Genomic DNA, 22,562 nt, shown 5'->3' with positions numbered 1-22,562 from the left:
CTATAAAAAAAGATGGCTAAATTATGCCATCTTTTATTTATAAAATTTATTGTGCCTCTGTGCACAATTTGATGTTTTTAGTGCGAATCTACCGGGTAAAGTTTTGCGGCACTATGGTTACTCGATGAAAAAATAGAGAACAAATTTGAGAACCACATCACGATTCTTTGGAAAATATTCGCTTCTTCAATATGCACATCATTTTCAATTTGTAAGCTGCGAATCAGCTGATTATTTTGATAAATTGAAACAGTTGCCAAGTTCATGGCTTTCATTAAAGGCGCAGTTAACTTTTGCTCATTTAACTGAATATTTACACGAGTTTGGGTTGTTTCAAGTGGAACAATAGTCTTCGGTTGCTTATTGCTATCAAGAACTTGAATTCGCTGTGTAGCGTAGTCAAATGTATTTAAATCAATTGGTGCTGGCTCAGCATATAAAGAAGTTGTGACAATGGTCGGCTGCTTAGTTTCTACTTTAAACATTTTTAAAGTTGATTTAATGACAGGTAGTTCAGCAATCAATTTTTGTTCAGGAATAACCACTTCATCACGTGTATAAGCATAAGCAAGGTTCATTAATTTATCGGCAATTTCAGCACGTTTCACGGCACTTGGTGTACCTAAAACAATAACCAGTAAACGTCTTTGCGGTAAGTTGGGTGAAAATGAAGGACGTGAAGCCGTTAGAGCCAAGTTATAACCTGCTGCTTTGGTATAGCCAGTTTTTAAACCATCTACAGATGGATCATATTTCAGAGCAAGGTTAGTTGCATGGTGAAAACGTTGATTGTAGCTAAAGCTTGGCATTTTTGAATAATGTAAATATTCAGGAGTTTGGTGAATCACTGCCTGACTTAATAAGCTTAAATCATGCGCTGTCGTGTAATGATCAGGCATTGTAATCCCGGCAGGATTACTAAAATGCGTGTCTTTCATGCCTAAAGCTTGAGCTTCTTGGTTCATACGTTGTACAAAATGAGGCACATCACCAGAAATTTTTTCGGCTAAAGTCACAGCTGCATCATTTGCCGACATCACAATTAAACCAGCCAAAAGCTGATCAACTGAAATTTGCTCGCCCGCTTTAAGGTACATTTGTGATTCATCCCACTGCACCACGCTTACGACTGGTGTTGCGGTAATGACTTCGTTCAGTTTTAGCTTTCCAGCCTTAATCTCTTTTAATGCAATGTAGGCAACCATCATTTTGGTTAAAGATGCTGGCGCACGTTGTACATGACTATTATGCTCAGCAATGATTTGTCCAGATTGAGTGTCTACAATTGTCCATGCAGCGGCTTCAACACTTTCAGGAGCAATATTAAGTAGAGCAGCATTGGTAAGAGTAGTACAGAAAATACTAAACAGTGTAAAAAGAGATAGGAAGAATTTCACTAGGTGACCTTGACGTTTACTGGCAAATACGGAACACAGATGCCCAGCATGCTATGCCTTTTTTTTGTAGAAGGCTAGTGTGAATTGTTGCCAAAAAATACATCTACGCAAGTCGATACAAAAAAGTGATAATCTAATGTGAAACCGTTCTTATTTTAAATTGAAGAATTTATGTTGCATTATCAAATAGAGTTCGATGATTACAAACAACACCTTGTTCACGTAACAATTCGTTTTTTAGCGAATCCAAATCAGGAACTATGGTTACCAACGTGGATTCCAGGCAGTTATTTAATTCGTGAGTTTTCTAAGCATATTGAGGCTGTAAAGGCCTATGATGAAGCTGGACGCATGCTCAATATTAAAAAAACTGAAAAAAATCGCTGGCGGTTATTTAATACCGATCATGAGTTAATTACTGTTGAATACGATGCGTATGCTTATGATTTGTCGGTACGTGGTGCTTATGTAGATCAAACGCGTCTATATATTAACCCTGCCTGTGTGTGTCTAGGCTTGGAAGGTCAAGAGCAATCTGCTTGTGAAGTAGAAGTCTTTTTGCCTGATGAGCTGAAACACTTTCAATTAGCAACTGGTTTAGCTTCAAAAAGCTTAGTTAAGGGACGTTTTACCTTAAAAGCTGATCATTATGATCAACTCATAGATAGCCCATTTGAACTTGCGGAGCAAACACGTTTTAGCTTCGAAGCTCATGGAATTGAACATGAGTTTGCAATTTCTGGACAGCACAATACCAATGTAGAACGTTTAAAAACAGACATTGAAAAAATTTGTGCAGCCGAAATTGAAATGTTTGGTTCAGCTCCATTTAAAAACTATACCTTTATGACGATGGCTACAGGAAATAGTTATGGTGGCTTAGAGCATTGCAACAGCACAAGTTTGATTACACCACGTGATGATTTACCAAAATCGAATGAACCAACTGAACCTTCGAAAGACTATCAACGTTTCTTGGGTTTATGTAGCCACGAGTATTTTCATTCTTGGTTAGTGAAGTTTATCCGTCCAGAAAACTTTGCAAACTACAATTTGCATCAAGAAGGGTATACCTCGCTACTGTGGATCTTTGAAGGGTTTACTTCATATTATGATGATCTCATTTTATTACGTAGCGGTGCGATCTCTCAGAAGTCTTATCTAGATTTGTTGAAGTCACAGCTTGATCGTTATTTACAAAATCCGGGGCGCTTTGTTCAAACAGTAGCTGAATCAAGTTTTGATGCATGGATTAAGTTTTATCGTCCAGATGAAAATACGAATAATGCCGGTACGAGCTATTACAACAAAGGCGCATTAGTTGCCTTATGTTTAGATTTAGGCTTACGTTTACGTGGTTCTAGTCTAGATGCCTTAATGCGTCGTTTGTATGAAAATACGCAAAATGGTATTCAGGTCAATGAGCGTACTGTTTTTGATTTATGTGAAGAGTTAACTGGCGATAGTTGGGTTGAGCAGATTAATCATTTGATTAATACCACCGAAGAATTGCCGCTTGATCAGTTATTCCCTGAGTTTGGTTTAAGCTATACGCTTAAAAATGATAAGACCTTGGCTTATGGCTTAAAGTTAACTGATAAGCCAGAGGGCGTATTAGTACAAAATGCTCACCGTGAAGGAGCTGGTGCAAAAGCTGGTATTTCTGCCAATGATGTCATTATTGCAATTGATGGATTAAAAGCGACCACAAAACTTATTGAAAAATATGCTAAACAAAAGGGCAGTTACCCAGTCTTGGCTTTCCGCCGTGATGAGTTGTTATCATTTGAGGTTACAGGCGACAGTATCAACTTAACTGAAGTTGAACTTGTTGTTGAAGATCAAAGCAAAGCTGATAAATGGTTAAAAGCCTAAATAACAGTGAATTAATTTATAAAAAACCGATGTTTCGTACATCGGTTTTTTACTTTTTAGTAGATTATAAAAATTGAAATAGGTGTTATCTTTGAGTTTATTTTGAATGAAAAGTATAATATTTGTCAGAACTCTGAAAGATATCTCATGTAATTTAACAATGTCCTATATCTAAAAAGTTGGTAATCGTGCATGTATTACCATAAGTTAGGTATGAGATTATTATCAATAGATTTAAATTATGTATTATTTCGCTGCGAAATGTCGTTATCACTGGATATTTCGTTGACTGAAAGCCAATGAGAGCCGATACTCTCAGGGTTTTATTTAAGCATATCGGTTCGTAGGTACTGGGCCAAAAGCTCGGTCCTCAAAACTCAATTCAACGGAAGGGGCTATATATGGCTGGTGAAAAGTCAACTATCATTTACACACTGACTGACGAGGCGCCATTATTGGCGACTTATTCGCTACTGCCGATCATTGAGACCTTTACTAAGCCAGCAGGTATCGAGATTGTTAAAAGTGACATCTCTGTAGCTGCACGTGTGCTCGCAGAATTCGCTGACTACCTAAGTGAAGAGCAAAAGGTATCCGACAACCTTGCTGAGCTAGGTCGTCTTACACAAGATCCAGATACTAACATTATCAAACTCCCAAATATTAGTGCCTCTGTTGCGCAATTGACAGCATGTATTAAAGAACTTCAATCTAAAGGTTATCCAATTCCTGACTATCCGGAAAACCCAGCGACTGAAGAAGAAAAAACAATCAAAGCTCGTTATGGCAAATGCCTAGGTTCAGCAGTAAACCCTGTCCTTCGTGAAGGTAACTCAGACCGTCGTGCTCCTGCTGCCGTTAAAAATTACGCTAAGAAACACCCTCATTCAATGAGCGAGTGGAAACAATGGTCTCAAACTCACGTTTCACACATGGAAGAAGGTGACTTCTACCACGGTGAAAAGTCAATGACGCTTGACCGCCCACGCAACGTAAAAATGGAACTTATCACAAACAGTGGTAAGAGCATTGTTCTTAAGCCAAAAGTTGCGCTTCAAGAAGGCGAAATCATTGACTCAATGTTCATGAGCAAGAAAGCACTTTGTGATTTCTATGAAAAAGAACTTGATGATTGTAAAGAAGCAGGAATTTTATTCTCTTTACACGTTAAAGCGACAATGATGAAAGTTTCACACCCGATTGTTTTCGGTCACTGTGTGAAAATTTACTATAAAGAAGCTTTCGAAAAACACGGTAAGTTGTTTGATGAATTAGGCATTAACGTAAATAACGGTATGGCTGGGTTATACGAGAAAATCGAAACTCTTCCAACATCATTACGTGAAGAAATCATTGAAGACTTACATGCTTGCCAAGAACACCGTCCTGCACTTGCGATGGTTGACTCAGCAAAAGGTATTACTAACTTCCATTCGCCTAACGACATTATCGTAGATGCTTCTATGCCTGCAATGATCCGTGCTGGTGGTAAAATGTGGGGTGCTGATGGTAAGCAATACGATGCTAAAGCAGTAATGCCAGAATCAACATTTGCCCGTATTTACCAAGAAATGATCAATTTCTGTAAATGGCATGGTAACTTCGATCCGAAGACTATGGGTACAGTGCCAAACGTTGGTTTGATGGCTCAAAAAGCTGAAGAATACGGTTCTCACGATAAGACTTTTGAAATTCCTGAAGCAGGTATCGCAAACATTACCGATCTTGACACTGGTGAAGTGTTATTGACTCAAAATGTTGAAGAAGGTGATATCTGGCGTATGTGTCAGGTGAAAGATGCTCCGATTCGTGACTGGGTAAAACTTGCAGTGACTCGTGCACGTAACTCAGGCATGCCTGCGATCTTCTGGCTTGACCCATATCGTCCACACGAAAATGAATTGATCAAGAAAGTACAGAAGTACTTAAAAGATCACGATACGACTGGTCTTGATATCCAGATCATGTCTCAAGTACGTGCAATGCGTTACACACTTGAGCGTGTAGTTCGTGGTCTCGATACAATTTCTGTAACTGGTAACATTTTACGTGACTACTTAACTGACTTGTTCCCAATTATGGAACTTGGTACTTCTGCGAAAATGTTGTCTATCGTTCCGCTTATGGCGGGTGGTGGTATGTACGAGACTGGTGCAGGTGGTTCAGCACCTAAACACGTACAGCAACTTGTTGAAGAAAACCACTTACGTTGGGATTCGCTTGGTGAGTTCCTTGCGCTTGCAGTTTCTTTAGAAGAAATGGGCATTAAAGAAAATAATGCTCGTGCCAAGTTACTTGCGAAAACACTTGATGAAGCGACTGGTAAATTGCTCGACAATGACAAGTCTCCATCACGCCGTACAGGCGAGCTTGATAACCGTGGTAGCCATTTCTACTTATCACTTTACTGGGCAGAAGCACTTGCGGCTCAAGACGAAGATGCTGAGTTGAAAGCTAAATTTGCTCCACTTGCAAAAGCATTAGCTGAAAACGAACAGAAGATCGTTGCTGAGCTTGCTCAAGTACAAGGTAAAGCAGCTGACATCGGTGGTTACTATGCAGTTGATCCTGCGAAAGTAAGCGCTGTAATGCGTCCAAGTGCTACATTTAATGCAGCGCTTTCAACTGTTCAAGCTTAATAACTAATTCGTTAGTAAATAGCTGAAAAGCCGGTGCATATGTGCCGGCTTTTTTATTTTTATAAATAATAGCTATTAAAAAAGCCCACTTATGTGAGCTTTTAAAAATTAAATGTTTTTATCGACCATTACGGCTACGACCACGAGGTGCTTTAGTATTTGGACGAGTTGTACCGTTAGTTTTACGACGTGGCTTTTCACTTTCATCCATTTGCCAGATACGTTTTGTACCAGACTTTTTAACAGAACCATCTTTATTCTTACGAACCATTGGTTTGCCACCTGTACCCCCAGGTTTTTTCACATACGAGCGTGAACGATAAGGTTGTTCAGCGGGAACATCTTTAAAGTCTGGGTAGAGTAGAGGTTCGATTTCTTTGGTCTCGCCTGGCTGTAATCCTAATTGGACTAAATCAATTGAACCGATTTTAGTACGAATGAGACGTAAAGTCGGGAAACCTACCGCAGAGGTCATGCGACGAACTTGGCGGTTACGACCTTCACAAATAGAGATTTCAATCCAAGATGTTGGAATACTGGCACGGTAACGTACAGGAGGGTCTCGGTCCCATAACCATTCAGGTTCACTTACCTTAATCGCTTTAGCTGGTAAAGTCATACCATCATTAAGCTCTACACCTTTGCGCAGTTGCTCAAGCGCTTCTTCGGTTACATCGCCATCAACTTGAACTAAATACGTTTTGTATTTTTTATTCGCAGGGTTAGTAATGAACTGATTCAAACCACCATGATCGGTTAAAAAAACTAAACCCTCAGAGTCCATATCAAGACGGCCTGCTATGCGTAAAGTCGGGTCATCTATAAAGTCAGACACCGTCATATGCGCTTCGTCTTTACGAAACTGGGAGAGCACGTCATAAGGTTTGTTGAGAATGACGATTTTCATAAAAAATGACTTCTTCTTTCAAATAAGAGGTAAAAACATTGAGCAATATTTAAGTGTGAAATTTGCTTATTTCCCACATAAATCTCAAAAAGGATTAAATTCGATTAAGCTATTATGCGTGAATAAAAGTTGAAAGTATTGTTTATCGATAATTATTTTTGTTTGGTTAGTTAAATATTATAAAAGGGAGAATCTACACAATGGGTTATCAGAAGATCGTTGTTCCTGCCGACGGTGATAAAATTACAGTAAAAGCAGACCTGTCACTGAATGTACCGAATCATCCAATTATTCCTTTTATTGAGGGTGATGGTATTGGTGTAGATATTACACCGACAATGAAAAAAGTTGTTGATGGGGCAATTTTAAAAGCCTATGGCGGCAAACGTTCCATTGAGTGGATGGAAGTCTATTGCGGTGAAAAGGCAAATAAAATTTATGGCACTTATATGCCGGAAGAAACTTTTGAAGCCCTGCGTGAATTTGTCGTTTCAATTAAAGGCCCCCTAACTACTCCAGTTGGTGGCGGTATACGCTCACTTAATGTGGCGCTACGTCAAGAATTAGATTTGTACGTATGTGTACGGCCAGTACGCTGGTTTGAAGGTGTTCCTTCACCTGTTCAGCATCCTGAATTAACCGACATGGTTATTTTTCGTGAAAATTCGGAAGATATTTATGCCGGTATTGAATGGAAAGCCGATTCGGAAGAAGCTAAAAAAGTTATTAAATTCCTTCAAGAAGAAATGGGGGTCACAAAAATTCGTTTCCCTGAAGGATGTGGTATTGGTATTAAACCCGTTTCCAAAGAAGGATCACAACGTTTAGTTCGTAAGGCCATCCAGTTTGCCATAGATAATGACAAACCATCGGTGACTCTTGTTCACAAGGGCAATATTATGAAATATACCGAAGGTGCATTTAAAGAATGGGGATACGAGTTAGCACTAGATCGTTTCGGCGGTGAACTCATAGATGGTGGCCCTTGGGTTAAAATTAAGAACCCTAAAAATGGTAAAGACATTATTATTAAAGATGTAATTGCAGATGCTTTCTTACAGCAAATTTTGATGCGTCCTGCTGACTACTCTGTGATTGCAACCCTTAATTTAAATGGTGACTATATTTCCGATGCATTAGCAGCAGAAGTAGGGGGGATTGGAATTGCACCCGGTGCAAATATTGGCGGCGCTATTGCAGTTTATGAAGCAACACATGGAACAGCACCTAAATATGCTGGGCAAGATAAAGTAAACCCGGGTTCAATTATTCTATCTGCTGAAATGATGCTTCGAGACATGGGATGGACTGAAGCGGCTGATCTGATCATTAAAGGAATTTCAGGAGCGATTGCAGCTAAAACGGTAACTTACGATTTTGAGCGTTTAATGCCGGGCGCAACCTTATTGCGTTGCTCTGAATTTGGTGATGCCATAATTCAACATATGGAAGATTAAACTTAAATAAAAAGGCCCTCGAACGAGGGTTTTTTTATGTATATAAGTATTTATACATTTTTATGCTATTAAAAATTAAAGCTAAGAGTGGGCAGTGTATACCCATAATAAACAAGCCAATACTGTAAAACTTAGCAATATTAAACCTTGTCCGTGATGAGTAGCATACAGAGGTACATTACCAATGCTATGCGTCATTTTATAGTTCAAAACAGGCCTGATACAAAAGAAAAAAAGAGGTAATGATAAAATCACTGTATTACTAATTTTAATGCTATAGCGGAAATAGTAACTAAATAGCCCTATCGTAGCCGCATATAGCAGTGTTTTGAAAAGCACTTCACCACTGGTATATATATCTATGCCAATATAAAAATTAAGCTTCCATATAAGAAGGCTAACTGTAGCAATTATTGTAATAATGCCGACAACAACCGCATTTGCTGGGTTTGATACATTGTACATTTTTAAAGTTTTTAATTGGTATAAATTAATTTGAATAAAATATATATTATAAAAAAGTATAGTACATTGACTATTTTTAACTTTATAAAACTCCTCAAAAAATCTGATTTAGACATTTTGCGACTCACGCGAGTTTGAACTAGTCTCTTTAAATACCCATAAGGCAAAACAGAATATAATGACTATTAGTAGACCTAAACTTTGACCATGACCCGAGAGATAAAACGGAACATCTGGGATGGTTTGAAGGGCTTTATAATCAAGAATTGGTTCTAGCCAAAAGTACGCGAATGGAACAGCAATTAAAAATTGTGTTGTAAACTCAATATGATCGCGTGTTAAAAAGCCAAGAATAGCTGCTGTGGCAATATAGATAATGATCTTTACAGAGACCTCATAGGATGTTGTGATATCCAGTGCAAAAATGGTCCGGCATTTAAATGCCAGTAATGAAACACAGATAAAAGCAAACATCGCCAAGAGCTTTAAAAGCTCATCAATATAATTGTTATTGCTCATGTCTTACTCTATTTTAAGTATTAAAAATTATAAATTTTTATCGAATATAGATCAGAAAATAACACTCTACATTGACATAATATGACATTTTTTGTCAGTTGAGCTTACTGAGTAGGCGTATAAACATAGGTGTTATGCAGTTAGCTCTACTGATCTACTCATTAATTTTAATTTTGACAAACTACGATTACTCAATGAAAAGCCCCTTGTGTATAGGGGCTTTTTTTATTGCATAAATTCGGGATGTTTAGCAGTTTTAGGTAGCCCGATTTTCTTTTGATAGCTTTGGTCTAAAGCCTGAATAATAAGTACAAAGACAATTAAAAAGAGAGGAAAGTACAAAGTTTTCATAGTTTGGTTTCTCCGAGAGAATTTGGTATAGAAGAATGGGTACGAATTAAAAGGCTCAATGCAAATAACAAAACAATGCCTCCCATTAAAAACAGATGGGCATAAGACCAATGCAAGTGGTGTAAAGTACTAATGACAACGCCACCTAATAGCTGAGTGCTGGCAAACCCAATGGTGGCAAGGCTCCAGATTTTTTGATAACGCTGCTCATAAATCTGTAGCAGACTATAAGAGCTAATAAATACGGTGGCAGGTGTGAGTAAACCTGTAAGAAAGGACGATAAAGTGAGCAAAGCGGTAGCATGTGAAAAAAATGGTAGGGCAACTGCCAAGCAATAGACACCGTATAGACATTTAATTGCCTGCAAATATCCAATAAGGCGGCTTAAACAATACGCCACAAAGGCGCCAATACAGCTTCCAACCCCATAAAGAACCCAAAATAAATTTCGTTGTTGCAAGGGAAAGTGTAGGGTTCCCGATAAGTAGTCCATCCAGAACAAAGAGTGGGGAATATAAGCAAAAGCACTGCACATATAAGCAATAATAATGACAAGCCCCAAACGTGAGTGTTTGAAGTTTTGAGGAGCTTGCGTTGTGACTTGTACGGCCTGAGTAGACTGATATTTTAATAAGCGGAAAAGAACGAAACTGCCAATAATAGAGAGTACTGCAAAAATGCTCCATACATATTGAACAGACATGTTTTTGAGTGCAGGAATAATGAGAGTAGCAGATAACACGCCTGCGCCAATACCACTAAATCCTAAAAAATTAACTTTAAGTCTTTGGCTAATTGCAATATTTTTCATAGCAAAGCTAGGTGCTAAAATCATGAGTAGGCCACCCGCGACACCTGAAATAGTACGCCAGAGAACAAACCAAGCCATAGGCATGTGTATAAACGAACAGCAGAGCAGGCTTAAACTGCCTAAGACAGCTGAACTTGTGATCAAAGCGGGAATAGATCTTTCTTTAATGCTAAACAGTGCCAATAGTGCGCCAACCAGATAGCCCAATAAATTTGCACTTCCTAAGTAACTTGCAAAATCATGAGTCCATCCATATTGCACAATCATAATAGGCATGAGCGCAGTATATGAAAATCTAAAAATACCAATTCCTAGACAAGTCGCTAAAAAGACAAGCAGGCTCATTCGATAGAACGTAGACATGGGAAGTCTCTCAATTTTTTTATTATTAAAAGCGAGTTTATTTATCATTAGAAATGATTTAATATGATATTAATTATCTTGTTTTGAGATAGTGGCATGTTGCTTAAGTCTTTAGAGTTTTTTTTAGCGGTTGCAGAGAGTGGAAGTTTTTCACTGGCTGCACAAAAAATGTGTACGGTTCAATCGAACATCACAAGTCATGTGAAAAAGCTTGAAGAAGAGTTAGGCGTGGTTTTATTAAATCGTCATAACCCCGTTACATTAACTAATGCAGGACAGCAGCTACATAGTTATGCTGTGCAAATGATCGCACTGCATAATAAAGCGAAAAAAATTTTTCAAGAAGGTGATATTGACCCGAATGAAACCATTCGTTTGGGCAGTATGGAAACGACAGCAGCTATACGACTTCCTCAATTGCTTAATCAATGTATTCAGCAATATCCGAATTTACCAATTGAGCTTCAAACTCACCCAACCCGATATTTGTTAAACGCGGTGCAACAAGGAGAAGTCGATTGTGCGTTTGTTGCTTCTAAATATGTAATTCCAGAGTTATATAGTTTTCCAGTGTGGCAAGAACAACTGGTTTTAGTTTGCCCAAAACAACAAACTCACTTTCCCGACATTGCCACCCTCGCAAAGACTCGTTTTATTGCATTTCGACAAGGTTGTTCTTATCGGCATGCAATTGAGCTGTTTTTAAATGATCATAGTGTTCCACCTTCACAAATTATGGAAATGGGTAGTCTCGATGGCATTGTGAGCTGTGTAGAATTAGGAGTCGGTTTTGCTTTGTTGCCCAAGTCATATCTGAGCAAAGTAGCCGATAAAGTCTCATTAAGTTGTTTTGAAATTAACACTGAATCTGCACATTTCACTACTTATTTGGTTGCTCAGCCTCCTGAAACATGGGGCAGTAATTTAAAGCAATTTATTTGTTTTATTGAGCAAAACTTTATACAGAAATGCGCTTAATTTTTATACATAAATATCCTACTTATCTTATGTTTTAAAAGTGATATATATGTATTTAAAAGTCATTTTATATTCTCATTCAGATCAGTAATGATCTGCATGCTAGAAAATTGTTGAAAAGGGTAGTTTATATAGGCCGGCTATGGTCAAATATGCCCCCTTAAAAGATGACACAAGCAATAAGTTGGAGTTTGGGAATGAATATACCCTTAATCATCAATATTGTGGTTTTTGTCGGGTTAATATTTTTACTCGCCCAAACACGTAAAACGGACTGGAGCTTGTCTAAAAAAGTTCTTGCCGGCTTAGTTCTAGGTGTGGTGTTTGGCTTAGGACTACATTTGATTTATGGCGGTGGCCATCCGATTCTTGCTGAATCTATTAGCTGGTTTAATATTGTTGGTAACGGCTATGTAAAACTTTTACAAATGGTCGTGATGCCTTTGGTCTTTGTTTCGATTTTAGGTGCGGTAGCGAAGCTGCACCAAGCTTCTTCTTTAGGAAAAATCAGCTTCTATACCATCGGAACTTTGTTATTTACGACACTCATCGCTGCGCTGGTTGGGGTATTTGTGACGAACTTATTTGGTTTAACTGCCAAAGGTTTGGTACAAGGGGCTGCAGAAACAGCTCGACTTACCGCGATTCAGACTGACTATGTGGGTAAAGTAACAGACTTAAGCGTACCGCAATTTATACTTTCTTTTATTCCGAGTAACCCTTTTGCTGAGTTAACGGGTGCAAATCCGACTTCGATTATTAGCGTGGTTATCTTTGCTGTATTTTTAGGGATAGCAGCACTCAACTTGATGAAAGATGATGCAGAAAAAGGTCAGCGTATTCTGACGGCTATTCAGACTTTACAGTCATGGGTCATGAAGCTTGTCCGTTTAGTAATGACGCTTACACCGTATGGTGTTTTTGCTCTCATGACAAAAGTTGTGGCAAGTTCAAATGTTGCGGATATCTTGAATCTAGGCGGTTTCTTGGTCGCGTCTTACTTAGGTTTGGCGATTATGTTTGTCGTACATGCCATTATTTTGACTTTGACTGGTGTTTCTCCACTTAAATTCTTCAAGAAAGTTGCTCCAGTTCTAACATTCGCGTTTACGAGTCGTTCAAGTGCAGCAAGTATTCCATTGAGCATTGAAGCGCAAACTCGTCGTTTAGGCGTGCCTGAGTCTATTGCAAGTTTCTCTGCTTCTTTTGGTGCTACCATTGGTCAAAACGGCTGTGCGGGTTTATATCCAGCCATGCTTGCAGTCATGGTTGCGCCAACTATGGGTATTAACACCCTAGACCCAATGTGGATTGCTTCGTTAGTGGGTATTGTGACTTTAAGTTCAATTGGTGTGGCTGGTGTTGGTGGCGGTGCAACTTTTGCTGCGCTGATTGTGCTTCCTGCGATGGGCTTACCTGTAACTTTAGTTGCGCTTCTTATTTCAATTGAACCACTCATTGATATGGGACGTACTGCATTAAACGTAAATGGTTCAATGACTGCTGGTGTGGTTACAAGCCAATTTATGGGGCAGACCGACAAAGCTATAATGAATAGCGAAGATGAAATTGAATTAACTCAACATCATTAAAAGTTAATATTAAAATGGCTCATCCAGTCTGGATGAGCCGTTTTTTTATATGCGTAAATTGCTACTGTGATGTTAATTTTAAAAAAACTGTATCTGTTTTTCTTTTAAATAATTTTTAAAAGTGAGCTTATTAAGAAAGAGAGCACTAACATGAAAATGTATCAAGTCGATGCTTTTACCAAAGAGTTATTTCGTGGAAACCCTGCTGCTGTAGTAGTTGAAAAAGAGTGGCTAGATGCAGATTTAATGCAAAAGATAGCGCTTGAAAATAACTTATCCGAAACTGCTTTTGTAAAAATTATAGACTCTGAAAATTATGAAATCCGTTGGTTTACTCCAACAGTTGAAGTTGATTTTTGTGGACATGCGACTCTTGCCAGTGCGTTCGTATTATTTAAAGATTTTACCGAGAAAAAGACTCTTAATTTTCATGTACGAAACTTAGGCCTATTTGTCGTTCATCAAGATGAAGACGGCAAAATCAGAATGAATTTTCCAATTCGTAAGGCTCATCAAGTTGAAGATTATCCGGCTGTTTTACGTCAAGCATTAACAAAACCGTTTAAAGCGGTTTATCAAAATGTTCAAGCCTACATTGTTGAATATGAATCAGTTCAAGATGTATTGGATGAGAAGCCTGACATGAACTTGCTTAAAGCCTTAGGTAAGCGGACTGCGATTACCGCCAGTGGTCTTGATGTAGCAATAACGTCAAGAGCAGATCAACACTATGATTGCGTATCGCGTTATTTTGCTCCTGTCGCAGGTATAGAAGAAGATCCTGTTACAGGTTCAATTCATACCGCAATAGCACCGCTATGGGCAGAGAAACTCGCTAAAAATAATATTACTGCTTATCAGGCTTCTAACCGTGGAGGCGTTTTGTATTGTAATGTGCTGAACCAGGAGCGTATTGAAATTTCAGGCTATGGCAAACTTTATATGCAAGCAGAAATTTTTCCTTAAAATATAAGGCCGTTTAAATAAACGGCTTTTTTTTCAAATCTTTACTATTAATGTCAGCTTAAATTTCCTACTATAGTCCCACAACTATTGATTTTTTATTATTCAAATTAATTGGTATTTATATGTTTATGCAGTTTAAACAACTGACTCTCTCCCTATGTATTCTTGGTTTAAGTGCTGCGTCTTTTGCACAAACAACATTAGTAAAAAGTAAGCAAAATATTGAGGAATATAAATTAGATAATGGTTTTCGGGTCGTACTTGCCCCGAATGACAAAGAAAATAAAATCTTTATTAATACCATTTATTTAACAGGTTCTTTAAATGATCCGCAAGGTAAAGGTGGCTTAGCACATTTACTTGAGCATTTGGCCTTTAAAGGCACGCAAAATGTAAAAGGTGAAGAATTCCAACGCCGTTTAGATCAATATACATTAATGACGAACGCGAGCACGGATTACTATTCAACTAAATACACGAATATTGTCCGTCCAGAAAAAACTGCACTTGATCAAGTACTGTATCTTGAATCTGAGCGTATGGACAAATTGGTTTTACAAGAAAAATTTGTTCCTTCTGAAATTGAAATCGTAAAGCGTGAACGTGAAGTCCGTATGGATCAGCCTTTTGCTGTTTTAATGGATCAAATGTGGAAATCGGCTTATGGAAACCAGTATTTAGGACGATTACCGATTGGTGATTTGCCAGAGCTTAAGTCAATTAAAATGCCGGAATTGAACCAGTTCTACCGTAGTTGGTACGCACCTAATAATGCGGTCATGGTGATTTCAGGTAAGTTTGATAAAACTGATGTTTTAAAAACGATAGACCAATATTTTAGTCCAATTCCTGCGCGAGCTGTGCCTAAGCGCGTTCAGGTGCCTGTGTTAGATTCTACAAAAATAAAGAATCGTGAATTTGTGGTGAAAAAAGGCAGTGATTTAGCCAAATTTCATATTTATATGAATGGAAAAAACGTCAAAATTCAGCCGACACTGGCTTTAGCGCCTATGTTATATACCATGCAGCCAAGCGGTCATTTGTACCAGAATATGGTTGAAACAGGCATTAGCACAGACGTTCAGGCATCAACTTGGTTAGACCAAGATTTTAATGTTGTATTTTTAGGTGCGGTTTACTCACCAAAAAATGATCCTAACAAAGTTGAAAGCGCTTTGCTCTCTGGAATTGAAAAGGGTAAACCTTTTACTGAGACTGAGCTAAAACGTGTAAAAAGTTTAATGAAAACACAAAGCGAGTTAGTCAATAAAGACGCCGTTGCTTTGGGATCTCGTTTAAGTGATTACAGCGTAGCTGGTGGGCAATGGGATCAATATTTCAAAGATTTAGATGCAGTTGAGAAAGTGAAGCTCAATGACCTAAATCAAACCTTAAAACAGTTCCTTATTGCTGGGCATCGTATTGATGGCGATATTTTGCCAACACCTGAAGATCAAAAGAAAGCATTGCAACTCGACCCAAAAGATAAACCTAAAACTTTAGATCAGACAGATGTTAAACCAGAACCTTTAAAAGACCCGAAAGTTTATCAAGAAGAAGTTAACGAGTTTTTAAAAACTTCTAAGCAATATGCTGAGAGTAATGAGAAAAAGATTATTCGTGGAAAACTTAAAAATGGAATGAAGTATGCTTTGTTCCCTGTGGAAACCCGTGATGATCGTACCTATGCCACCATTACTATGGATTTCGGTACAGAAAAATCTTTATTTAATAAAGGCACGGTAGTTGATTTAACTTCGTATTTATTACTCCGCGGTTCTGATAAATATAGCCTGCAAGATATTGCCGATAAATCGATTGATGCTGGTGGCGCGGCTTATGCAAGTGCCGACGGCAATGGCATGACCATTAATATTCAATCTAAAACTGAAAAGTTTGATGAATTCTTCAAGTTTGTTCTAGAGGTTATGAAAAACCCTAAATTTGAACAATCTCAATTCGATTTAATTAAATCTCAAAGCTTATCCAGTCTTGATCGTCCTTATACAGAACCTGATGTAGTTGCAGGTTTAACGTTGTCACGTTTAGTTGAAGAATATCAGCCAGGTGATTTACGCTACCACTTTGAACCTGAGTTAGCTAAAAAACAGTTAAAGGATGTGACCCAAGAACAAGTCAAAGAGTTATATCAGCATTTCTTTGCAATGAACCATGCCCAAATTGCAATTACCGGCGCATTTGATGCTAAGAAAATGAAAAAACTATTAAATCAGGAGTTTGGTAGTTGGAACAGTAAACAACCATATGAAAAAATCTTAATTCAACACGTCGATTTTCCTGCTCAGCAAGTACATGCTTTATCTGAACAACGTGAGTTTGGTAGTTATCAAAGCGTACTTGCGATACCGGTTGGAAAAAATCATCCGGATGCATCTGCCTTAATTTTAATGAATTATATTTTAGGTGATTCTCAAATTTCTTCGCGTTTGGCTCAAGAGCTTCGTGAAAAAAATGCATTAGTTTATGGTTTTGGAACAGGACTGCAACTTGATCAGGACACCAATGTGGGTGCATTAAGTATTAGTGCAAACTATACGGCGGGGCGTTCGGCACAAGTTTCTGCTTCAGTTCATAAGGTATTAAATGACTTATTAACCAATGGTATTACCGAGCAAGAGCTTGCAGCAGCTAAAGCAGATCTCATGAAAAAACGTGTTACTGCATTAGAGGATGAGCGTAATATTCACGGTATGTTAAATATTGAGCTTGAGTCAGGTAAAACATTACTGGATCGTGTTAAGCATGATCAAGATTTAACAAAGCTAACTGTTGCTGATGTGAATGCAGTCATTAAAAAATATATTAAACTTTCCAATCTCGTTGAAGTGATGGCTGACCAATATGGTCAACCGCAAAAGCAATAAATGACTTGCCAAATAAAAAGCCACATGAAGTGGCTTTTTATTTGGGTATTTAAAATTTATTAATGATCATGGTCATGCTTGTGAGTATGAAAATCTTCATTCTTACGGAAACGTAAATAGTTTTCGAACTGTTCACAGTACTCATCAAAGTTATCTTCAAGCATCATTTGAAATTGTTGAAGCAGATAAGACATCACTTGCTCTTTTGCATCACGCATTTCATTGCCATCTTTAAAATTATTGGCAGCGACCCATGTATTAAAACGGGCAGTTGCAAATAACATCGCAGCACTCACTTGTCCGCGAAGCTCAGCTGGATCAGGTTTTTGGCCTTTAGGCGGGCGACAAAAATCATTCGCTTGTTTAATGAATTCATCCGCACGCTCAAAGAAAACAGCATTTAACGCTTCTTCTTCAGTAATATCTGTTGCATTAATCTTTTGAGACATGACTTATTCCCGCAAAAATAGAGCTGCTTATTATAGGCAAAGCCTTGCGGAAACAAAACCTTTGCCTTAGTCTGTAAATAGCCTAAGTATTGGGAGTTATAATATGCAAGATGCAATTGCCGTTCAAAGTCTAAAAACAGACATTGCTTTATTACGTCAGCATGTTTTTCCGCCCCAGTATTTGGAGCATGTCGAAGGGCTGCCAATTTATTATGGTTTGCAAGAAGAAGTCTTAGCCTATTATCAACAATGGAAAGATTTAATAGAAAGGGCACAAGAGCTTTTTCAGCCTTTTATGGAAGATGAATTACCAGATGCGATTCATTTACCGAGTCATTTAAATTTACCTTTATTCTTTTTCCATGTAGACCGAATTCGTATTAATAAAACACGCGCAAAAGAATCGAAAACTTTCCGTGGTGTGGCCAGTCTTATTGAAAAATGTGGACAGTTTGACACAGACCAGATTTTTACCATGCAAGAATGGTTGCAAAGCGACGACACGGCAGCATTAGTTGCACACCGCGAATTTATCGATTTAAGAACTTATGTATTCCAGCATGGTCAAACTGAATATACGCGTTCACGGTTTTATACCAATGGTATTGTGTTGGGGGTAGAGCCACACTTTAAACTTGTTGACGCTCGTGATAAGCCAAGAAAACAGCGTAGTGATAGCTATAGCGACCCATTAGCAGATAATGGTGTATGGAAAGTATTTGGTAAATACCGCTAAAAAGTCGCGGCATATTTGTCGCGACTTCAAGATTCTTACCAAAATATTTTTGCCTGTTTAAATTTTTGCAAAGCTTCAGCAGACTGATTTTGTAAATAAGGCTGTTTGGCCTTAATCCATCCTAATGCAAACCAAAAATGTGGGTCATGTTCAGTTGCTTTATTAAAGAGATCTTCGGCAATAAACAAGTCGTTATAAAGTCCTAAAGTATTTTGCACAGGTTGTAATTTTTTTAAAAACTGCTGAACATTTTTACGTGGATATAAGCTTGATATAAATTCGATACAGTAACGTAATTGCTTCGCTTTTTTACGTATTTTGTGCTGTTCAGTGACTTCAAGTTCTATGAAATGATCGGCATGACTTATGACTTGGTGATGTAACTTGTCTAAGCTTTTTTCTATCTGTTTTTTCAATTTTCCTTTAGCGTTTTGGTTATCTTCTTCTGAATAAACAAATGCCAGTAATGCGAGCACGAGCTTAACGGTTTCTGCAGATTTAAACAGTGTGGTTAGGTCTTTTAATGGCTGCTCAGAAATAGGTAGCAAAAGTTCAGGTGAACCATGCTGCACAATCATCGGTAAAATTTCAGTACGAATGGCATCTTCGTCTCGCGTGTCTCCAAGCTTGCGGAAAAGCTCGGCAATTTGTTCTTCCCACCCAGGGTTTAACTCGTCTGACCATGTTGCAAAATGGTGAAGTGCGCTGCGTAAACGGCGTAAGCTCACGCGTGCTTGATGAATGTGTTCAGCGTCGGCAACACCATCAGCAATTGCAGCCATATTCGGCAAGAACTGTCCCAAACAGTTTTCTACAATTTTTTTGAGTGCCTGTTCTGCTGAAATGTCTTTATCTAAGTTCAGATTTTTTGCGTGAACAGCCGGTGAAGCAGCTTGCCCCAATGCGAGTAAATTACCGCGCTCAGCTTTACTTCTAACATCGAGCCAAAGTTCATAACGATTAATCCATTGCTGAGCAAATTGAATAAGTGTTTTAACTACACCTTGTTTAAGTTCGAACTCAACTTCGCAAATTTTGCTTTGTGCTGTTGCTGTTTTTACGACGCCGTCATCAAGACAGACTTCAATTGCTGTGTCATCTGCTTCAAAAACATGATAAGTACGTTGTACATCAGTCTCAAACTGTAAGCTTAGCTTTTCGACTTCAGAGCCTAAAGCTTGAGTAATCAAATCTGTGACGACTTTATTGTCTTTATATAACTCAAGGTTTAGTTCAGGTTCTTGTTCGCATTTTCCTAAAAAAACTTCTTCTTCAACACGATGTAAATGACTTTGGCCAGCGGCTTTAAAGGTTTGTACCCACAGGTCATTTTCTTTACGTAAGCGTAAGGCCATACCATTTTTTGCAAGTAGGCGATCTGGGGTATCGTAATACTTGGCCTGTAAATGAATATGCTGTGCTTTATGTTTTTTTAAATATTGCTGGACGGTTTTTTTCTTCGATTCAGGTAACTGAAACTTAAGCTCAACTTCAACCATAATGGATCTCCCTGAATCAGGTATTTAAACTATCTTGAATAAGTATAATAGCTTAGCGCTAAAAATAATGTTTTTGATAGAGAAAGTTACAATCAAACATATGACGCTACACTTTTATTTAGGTGTACAATCAGGTGATGTTTTGATCAAATAAAAATCAGGAAGATGATCGTGAATGCACCAGTAAACTTTAGCCATGAAACTCAGCCAGAGTTTGAGTTACCGATTAAAAACTATCAGGAATTTTATCGTTTTTATTTAACTGAACACCGTAACATCATGAGCAGACGTTTGCATGTGGTGGGTAGTAGCATTGGTCTATACTTTTTTTCAAAAGCGATTCGTAAGAAACAAGCCAAATATGTGCTCTATGGTTTGGTAGCGGGTTACGCAAATGCATGGGTTGGACATTTTGTGTTTGAAAAAAATAAGCCTGCCAGTTTTAAACAACCTTTCTATAGCTTTATTTCTGATTGGCGAATGCTCTCTGATGTTGCGACTGGTCGATTAAGTTTAATTGATCGCAAGCACGATAAAATTCCAAGTTAATTTATTTATTTTTTTAAATATACCGATTGGTACTGGTAAGCCTATATCAATCGGTACTTATGATGACTTATAAATCCGTTATACTAGCGAAGTTTTCAAAAGCGAGAGTAGAGTATGCGCGGTTTATATCTCATTACCAATGATGATCCAATCGAATTATTATTAGAAAAACTAGACGCTGCACTCGCAACCCATCAAATCGCAATTTTACAGTACCGCCGTAAAAAAGTAGACAAAGCTGATCAGCCTGCTGAAGTTGAACAGATCAAAGGTCTATGTGAAAAATATCAGGTTCCTTTTGTCATTAATGATGATTTAAAACTGGCTGCAAAGTTTGGTTTAGGTGTGCATTTAGGACAAAGTGATGGTGAAATTACCGATGCAAAATCGCAGTTACCAGAAGGCGTCATTATTGGCCGTACTTGCCTAAACTCATTAGAACTTGCCCAAAAAGCAATTGCTGATGGCGCAACTTATGTTGCCTTTGGCGCTGTGTATGCAACTGCGACTAAACCGGAAGCAGGTAATGTTGGCATTGAGGTAATTAAGCAAGCAGCAGCTCAGTATGATTTACCTATTTGTGCAATTGGTGGTTTAACAGTTGAAAACTCAAAACCCGTGATTGAGGCTGGAGCTGACCTCTGCGCAGTCATTAGTGATATATTAGGTCGATCAACTGCTGAAATTCCTGCCCGTGTACAAGCATGGGCACAATTATTTTCTTAAGCTTTCAAAATTATTTTTAGATATTTAAGACGAGCATTTCCATGAGTTTATCTCCAAAGCAAGAACAGTTATTTAAACAAGCCAGCAAACACATTCCAGGTGGTGTGAACTCTCCAGTACGTGCCTTTAATGGCGTTGGAGGAACACCAGTTTTCATCGAGAAAGCCAAAGGTGCGTATTTATGGGATGTAGATGGCAAGCGCTATGTAGATTATGTTGGCTCTTGGGGACCAATGATTTTGGGCCATGCTCATCCAGATATTATTAAAGCTGTACAAACAGCAGCAGAAGATGGTTTAAGTTTTGGTGCACCAACCGTACATGAAACAACGCTGGCAGATATTATTTGTGAAATCATGCCATCTATTGAATTGGTACGTATGACCAACTCTGGTACAGAAGCAACTATGACTGCTATTCGTTTAGCACGTGGTTATACTGGCCGTGACAAGATCGTGAAGTTTGAAGGTTGTTACCACGGACACTCTGACTCTTTATTAGTAAAAGCAGGTTCTGGTTTATTAACTAAAGGTGAGGGTGAACCAACATCGAAAGGGGTACCAGCTGATTTCGCTAAACACACTTTAACACTACCATATAACGATATTGCAGCATTAAAAGAATGCTTTGCAAAATTTGGTCATGAAATTGCCGGCGTCATTATTGAGCCTGTCGCAGGTAACATGAATATGGTGAAACCAATTGATGGTTTCTTACAAGCGATTCGTGATGTGTGTGATGAATACAAATCTGTATTTATTATTGATGAAGTGATGACAGGTTTCCGCGTTGCATTGGGCGGTGCTCAGTCAGTTTATAACGTTAAACCTGACTTAACGACTTTAGGTAAAATTATTGGTGCTGGCTTACCAGTTGGTGCATTTGGCGGTAAGCGTGAAATCATGGAATGCATCGCACCTTTAGGGGGGGTATACCAAGCGGGGACTTTATCTGGTAATCCACTTGCTATGCGCGCTGGTATCGAAATGTTCAAACATTTACGTCAACCGGATTTTTACAGCAAATTATCGGCTCAACTTGAAAAGTTACTTGCAGGCTTACAAGCAGCAGCAGATGCAGCGGGTATTCCATTTAAAACTCAGCAAGCGGGCGCAATGTTTGGTCTTTACTTTACTGACCAAGAAGACATTACAAGCTTTGACTCTATGTTGGCATGTGATATTGAAGCTTTCAAAAAGTTCTTCCATGGCATGTTAAAACGTGGTGTAAACTTGGCGCCGTCAGCATTTGAAGCAGGCTTTATTTCATCTGCTCATTCTGATGAAGATATCGAGTTTACCATTCAGGCTGCAAAAGAAACCTTTGCCGAAATGAAGTAAGCAAAAAGGCCCGTTTAAAAACGGGCTTTTTAATTTGAGCTATTTTATATTTGTAGA

At 38.3% G+C, this 22,562-nt stretch carries 19 protein-coding genes; 11 read left to right on the top strand and 8 right to left on the bottom strand.

Annotated elements, in window-relative coordinates; genetic code table 11:
• Positions 1-77 precede the first annotated feature (77 nt).
• Complete coding sequence (locus tag ABLC00_RS13480) at positions 78-1,397, bottom strand: D-alanyl-D-alanine carboxypeptidase PBP6B (protein WP_002052978.1); 1,320 nt, start codon at positions 1,395-1,397, stop codon at positions 78-80.
• 171 nt (positions 1,398-1,568) lie between these two features.
• Here ABLC00_RS13480 and ABLC00_RS13475 point away from each other — a divergent pair, with 171 nt between their 5' ends.
• Entirely contained in the window at positions 1,569-3,272 is a 1,704-nt protein-coding gene (locus tag ABLC00_RS13475; protein ID WP_033846080.1) for a M61 family metallopeptidase, read from the top strand.
• A gap of 401 nt (positions 3,273-3,673) precedes the next feature.
• Positions 3,674-5,911: an NADP-dependent isocitrate dehydrogenase gene (locus ABLC00_RS13470; protein WP_002052445.1), complete on the top strand. Its 2,238-nt coding sequence runs from the start codon at positions 3,674-3,676 to the stop codon at positions 5,909-5,911.
• A 118-nt stretch (positions 5,912-6,029) separates the two neighbouring features.
• On the opposite strand, the gene ABLC00_RS13465 is transcribed toward ABLC00_RS13470, so the two are convergent.
• A complete protein-coding gene (locus ABLC00_RS13465; protein WP_004707608.1) occupies positions 6,030-6,818 on the bottom strand; it encodes an rRNA large subunit pseudouridine synthase E in 789 nt (262 codons plus the stop codon).
• Between the two features lie 200 nt (positions 6,819-7,018).
• On the opposite strand from ABLC00_RS13465, the gene icd reads away from it, so the two are divergent.
• Positions 7,019-8,275 (top strand): NADP-dependent isocitrate dehydrogenase, encoded by a 1,257-nt coding sequence (gene icd, locus ABLC00_RS13460; protein WP_004707610.1) that lies wholly within the window; start codon positions 7,019-7,021, stop codon positions 8,273-8,275.
• Positions 8,276-8,356: 81 nt separating this feature from the next.
• Here the strand turns inward: icd and ABLC00_RS13455 are convergent, their stop codons facing one another.
• From ABLC00_RS13455 to ABLC00_RS13440, 4 genes are all read right to left on the bottom strand, one after another.
• Complete coding sequence (locus ABLC00_RS13455; RefSeq protein ID WP_079376986.1) at positions 8,357-8,848, bottom strand: hypothetical protein; 492 nt, start codon at positions 8,846-8,848, stop codon at positions 8,357-8,359.
• The gene (locus tag ABLC00_RS13450) at positions 8,849-9,259 is read right to left on the bottom strand and encodes a hypothetical protein (RefSeq protein ID WP_002052664.1); all 411 of its coding nucleotides are present in this window, start codon (positions 9,257-9,259) and stop codon (positions 8,849-8,851) included. It abuts the gene before it with no gap.
• 225 nt (positions 9,260-9,484) lie between these two features.
• On the bottom strand, positions 9,485-9,610 hold the full coding sequence (locus ABLC00_RS13445) for a hypothetical protein (protein WP_004885924.1): 126 nt from the start codon (positions 9,608-9,610) through the stop codon (positions 9,485-9,487).
• Positions 9,607-10,785: a YbfB/YjiJ family MFS transporter gene (locus tag ABLC00_RS13440; RefSeq protein ID WP_004885926.1), complete on the bottom strand. Its 1,179-nt coding sequence runs from the start codon at positions 10,783-10,785 to the stop codon at positions 9,607-9,609. Before ABLC00_RS13440 ends, ABLC00_RS13445 begins: the two co-directional genes overlap by 4 nt.
• A 96-nt stretch (positions 10,786-10,881) precedes the next feature.
• Here ABLC00_RS13440 and ABLC00_RS13435 point away from each other — a divergent pair, with 96 nt between their 5' ends.
• The 4 genes from ABLC00_RS13435 (at position 10,882) to ABLC00_RS13420 (ending at position 17,206) form a co-directional block, all read left to right on the top strand.
• Positions 10,882-11,763, top strand: coding sequence for a LysR family transcriptional regulator (locus ABLC00_RS13435; protein ID WP_348941027.1), 882 nt, complete (start codon positions 10,882-10,884; stop codon positions 11,761-11,763).
• Positions 11,764-11,960: 197 nt separating this feature from the next.
• Positions 11,961-13,355, top strand: a complete 1,395-nt coding sequence (locus ABLC00_RS13430) for an L-cystine transporter (protein WP_002052703.1) — start codon at positions 11,961-11,963, stop codon at positions 13,353-13,355.
• A 150-nt stretch (positions 13,356-13,505) separates the two neighbouring features.
• Complete coding sequence (locus ABLC00_RS13425; RefSeq protein WP_032010297.1) at positions 13,506-14,321, top strand: PhzF family phenazine biosynthesis protein; 816 nt, start codon at positions 13,506-13,508, stop codon at positions 14,319-14,321.
• A gap of 122 nt (positions 14,322-14,443) precedes the next feature.
• The gene (locus ABLC00_RS13420; protein WP_004885934.1) at positions 14,444-17,206 is read left to right on the top strand and encodes a pitrilysin family protein; all 2,763 of its coding nucleotides are present in this window, start codon (positions 14,444-14,446) and stop codon (positions 17,204-17,206) included.
• A gap of 59 nt (positions 17,207-17,265) precedes the next feature.
• On the opposite strand, the gene ABLC00_RS13415 is transcribed toward ABLC00_RS13420, so the two are convergent.
• A complete protein-coding gene (locus tag ABLC00_RS13415) occupies positions 17,266-17,655 on the bottom strand; it encodes a DUF3144 domain-containing protein (RefSeq protein WP_002052603.1) in 390 nt (129 codons plus the stop codon).
• Positions 17,656-17,758: 103 nt separating this feature from the next.
• Here ABLC00_RS13415 and ABLC00_RS13410 point away from each other — a divergent pair, with 103 nt between their 5' ends.
• Complete coding sequence (locus ABLC00_RS13410; RefSeq protein WP_004885938.1) at positions 17,759-18,391, top strand: hypothetical protein; 633 nt, start codon at positions 17,759-17,761, stop codon at positions 18,389-18,391.
• Between the two features lie 35 nt (positions 18,392-18,426).
• On the opposite strand, the gene ABLC00_RS13405 is transcribed toward ABLC00_RS13410, so the two are convergent.
• Positions 18,427-19,890 (bottom strand): CYTH and CHAD domain-containing protein, encoded by a 1,464-nt coding sequence (locus ABLC00_RS13405; protein WP_006580651.1) that lies wholly within the window; start codon positions 19,888-19,890, stop codon positions 18,427-18,429.
• Positions 19,891-20,055: 165 nt separating this feature from the next.
• Between ABLC00_RS13405 and ABLC00_RS13400 the strand changes: the two genes are divergently transcribed.
• The 3 genes from ABLC00_RS13400 (at position 20,056) to hemL (ending at position 22,505) form a co-directional block, all read left to right on the top strand.
• Positions 20,056-20,439, top strand: coding sequence for a DUF962 domain-containing protein (locus ABLC00_RS13400; protein WP_079377149.1), 384 nt, complete (start codon positions 20,056-20,058; stop codon positions 20,437-20,439).
• A 114-nt stretch (positions 20,440-20,553) separates the two neighbouring features.
• Entirely contained in the window at positions 20,554-21,165 is a 612-nt protein-coding gene (gene thiE / locus ABLC00_RS13395; RefSeq protein WP_004885946.1) for a thiamine phosphate synthase, read from the top strand.
• 41 nt (positions 21,166-21,206) lie between these two features.
• On the top strand, positions 21,207-22,505 hold the full coding sequence (hemL, locus tag ABLC00_RS13390) for a glutamate-1-semialdehyde 2,1-aminomutase (RefSeq protein WP_004885950.1): 1,299 nt from the start codon (positions 21,207-21,209) through the stop codon (positions 22,503-22,505).
• Positions 22,506-22,562 lie beyond the last annotated feature (57 nt).

This window comes from Acinetobacter nosocomialis, assembly GCF_041021905.1.
GTDB lineage: Bacteria > Pseudomonadota > Gammaproteobacteria > Pseudomonadales > Moraxellaceae > Acinetobacter > Acinetobacter nosocomialis.
The sequence above is the reverse complement of the archived record's forward strand: the minus strand, read 5'-3'. Positions and strand labels throughout refer to the sequence as shown.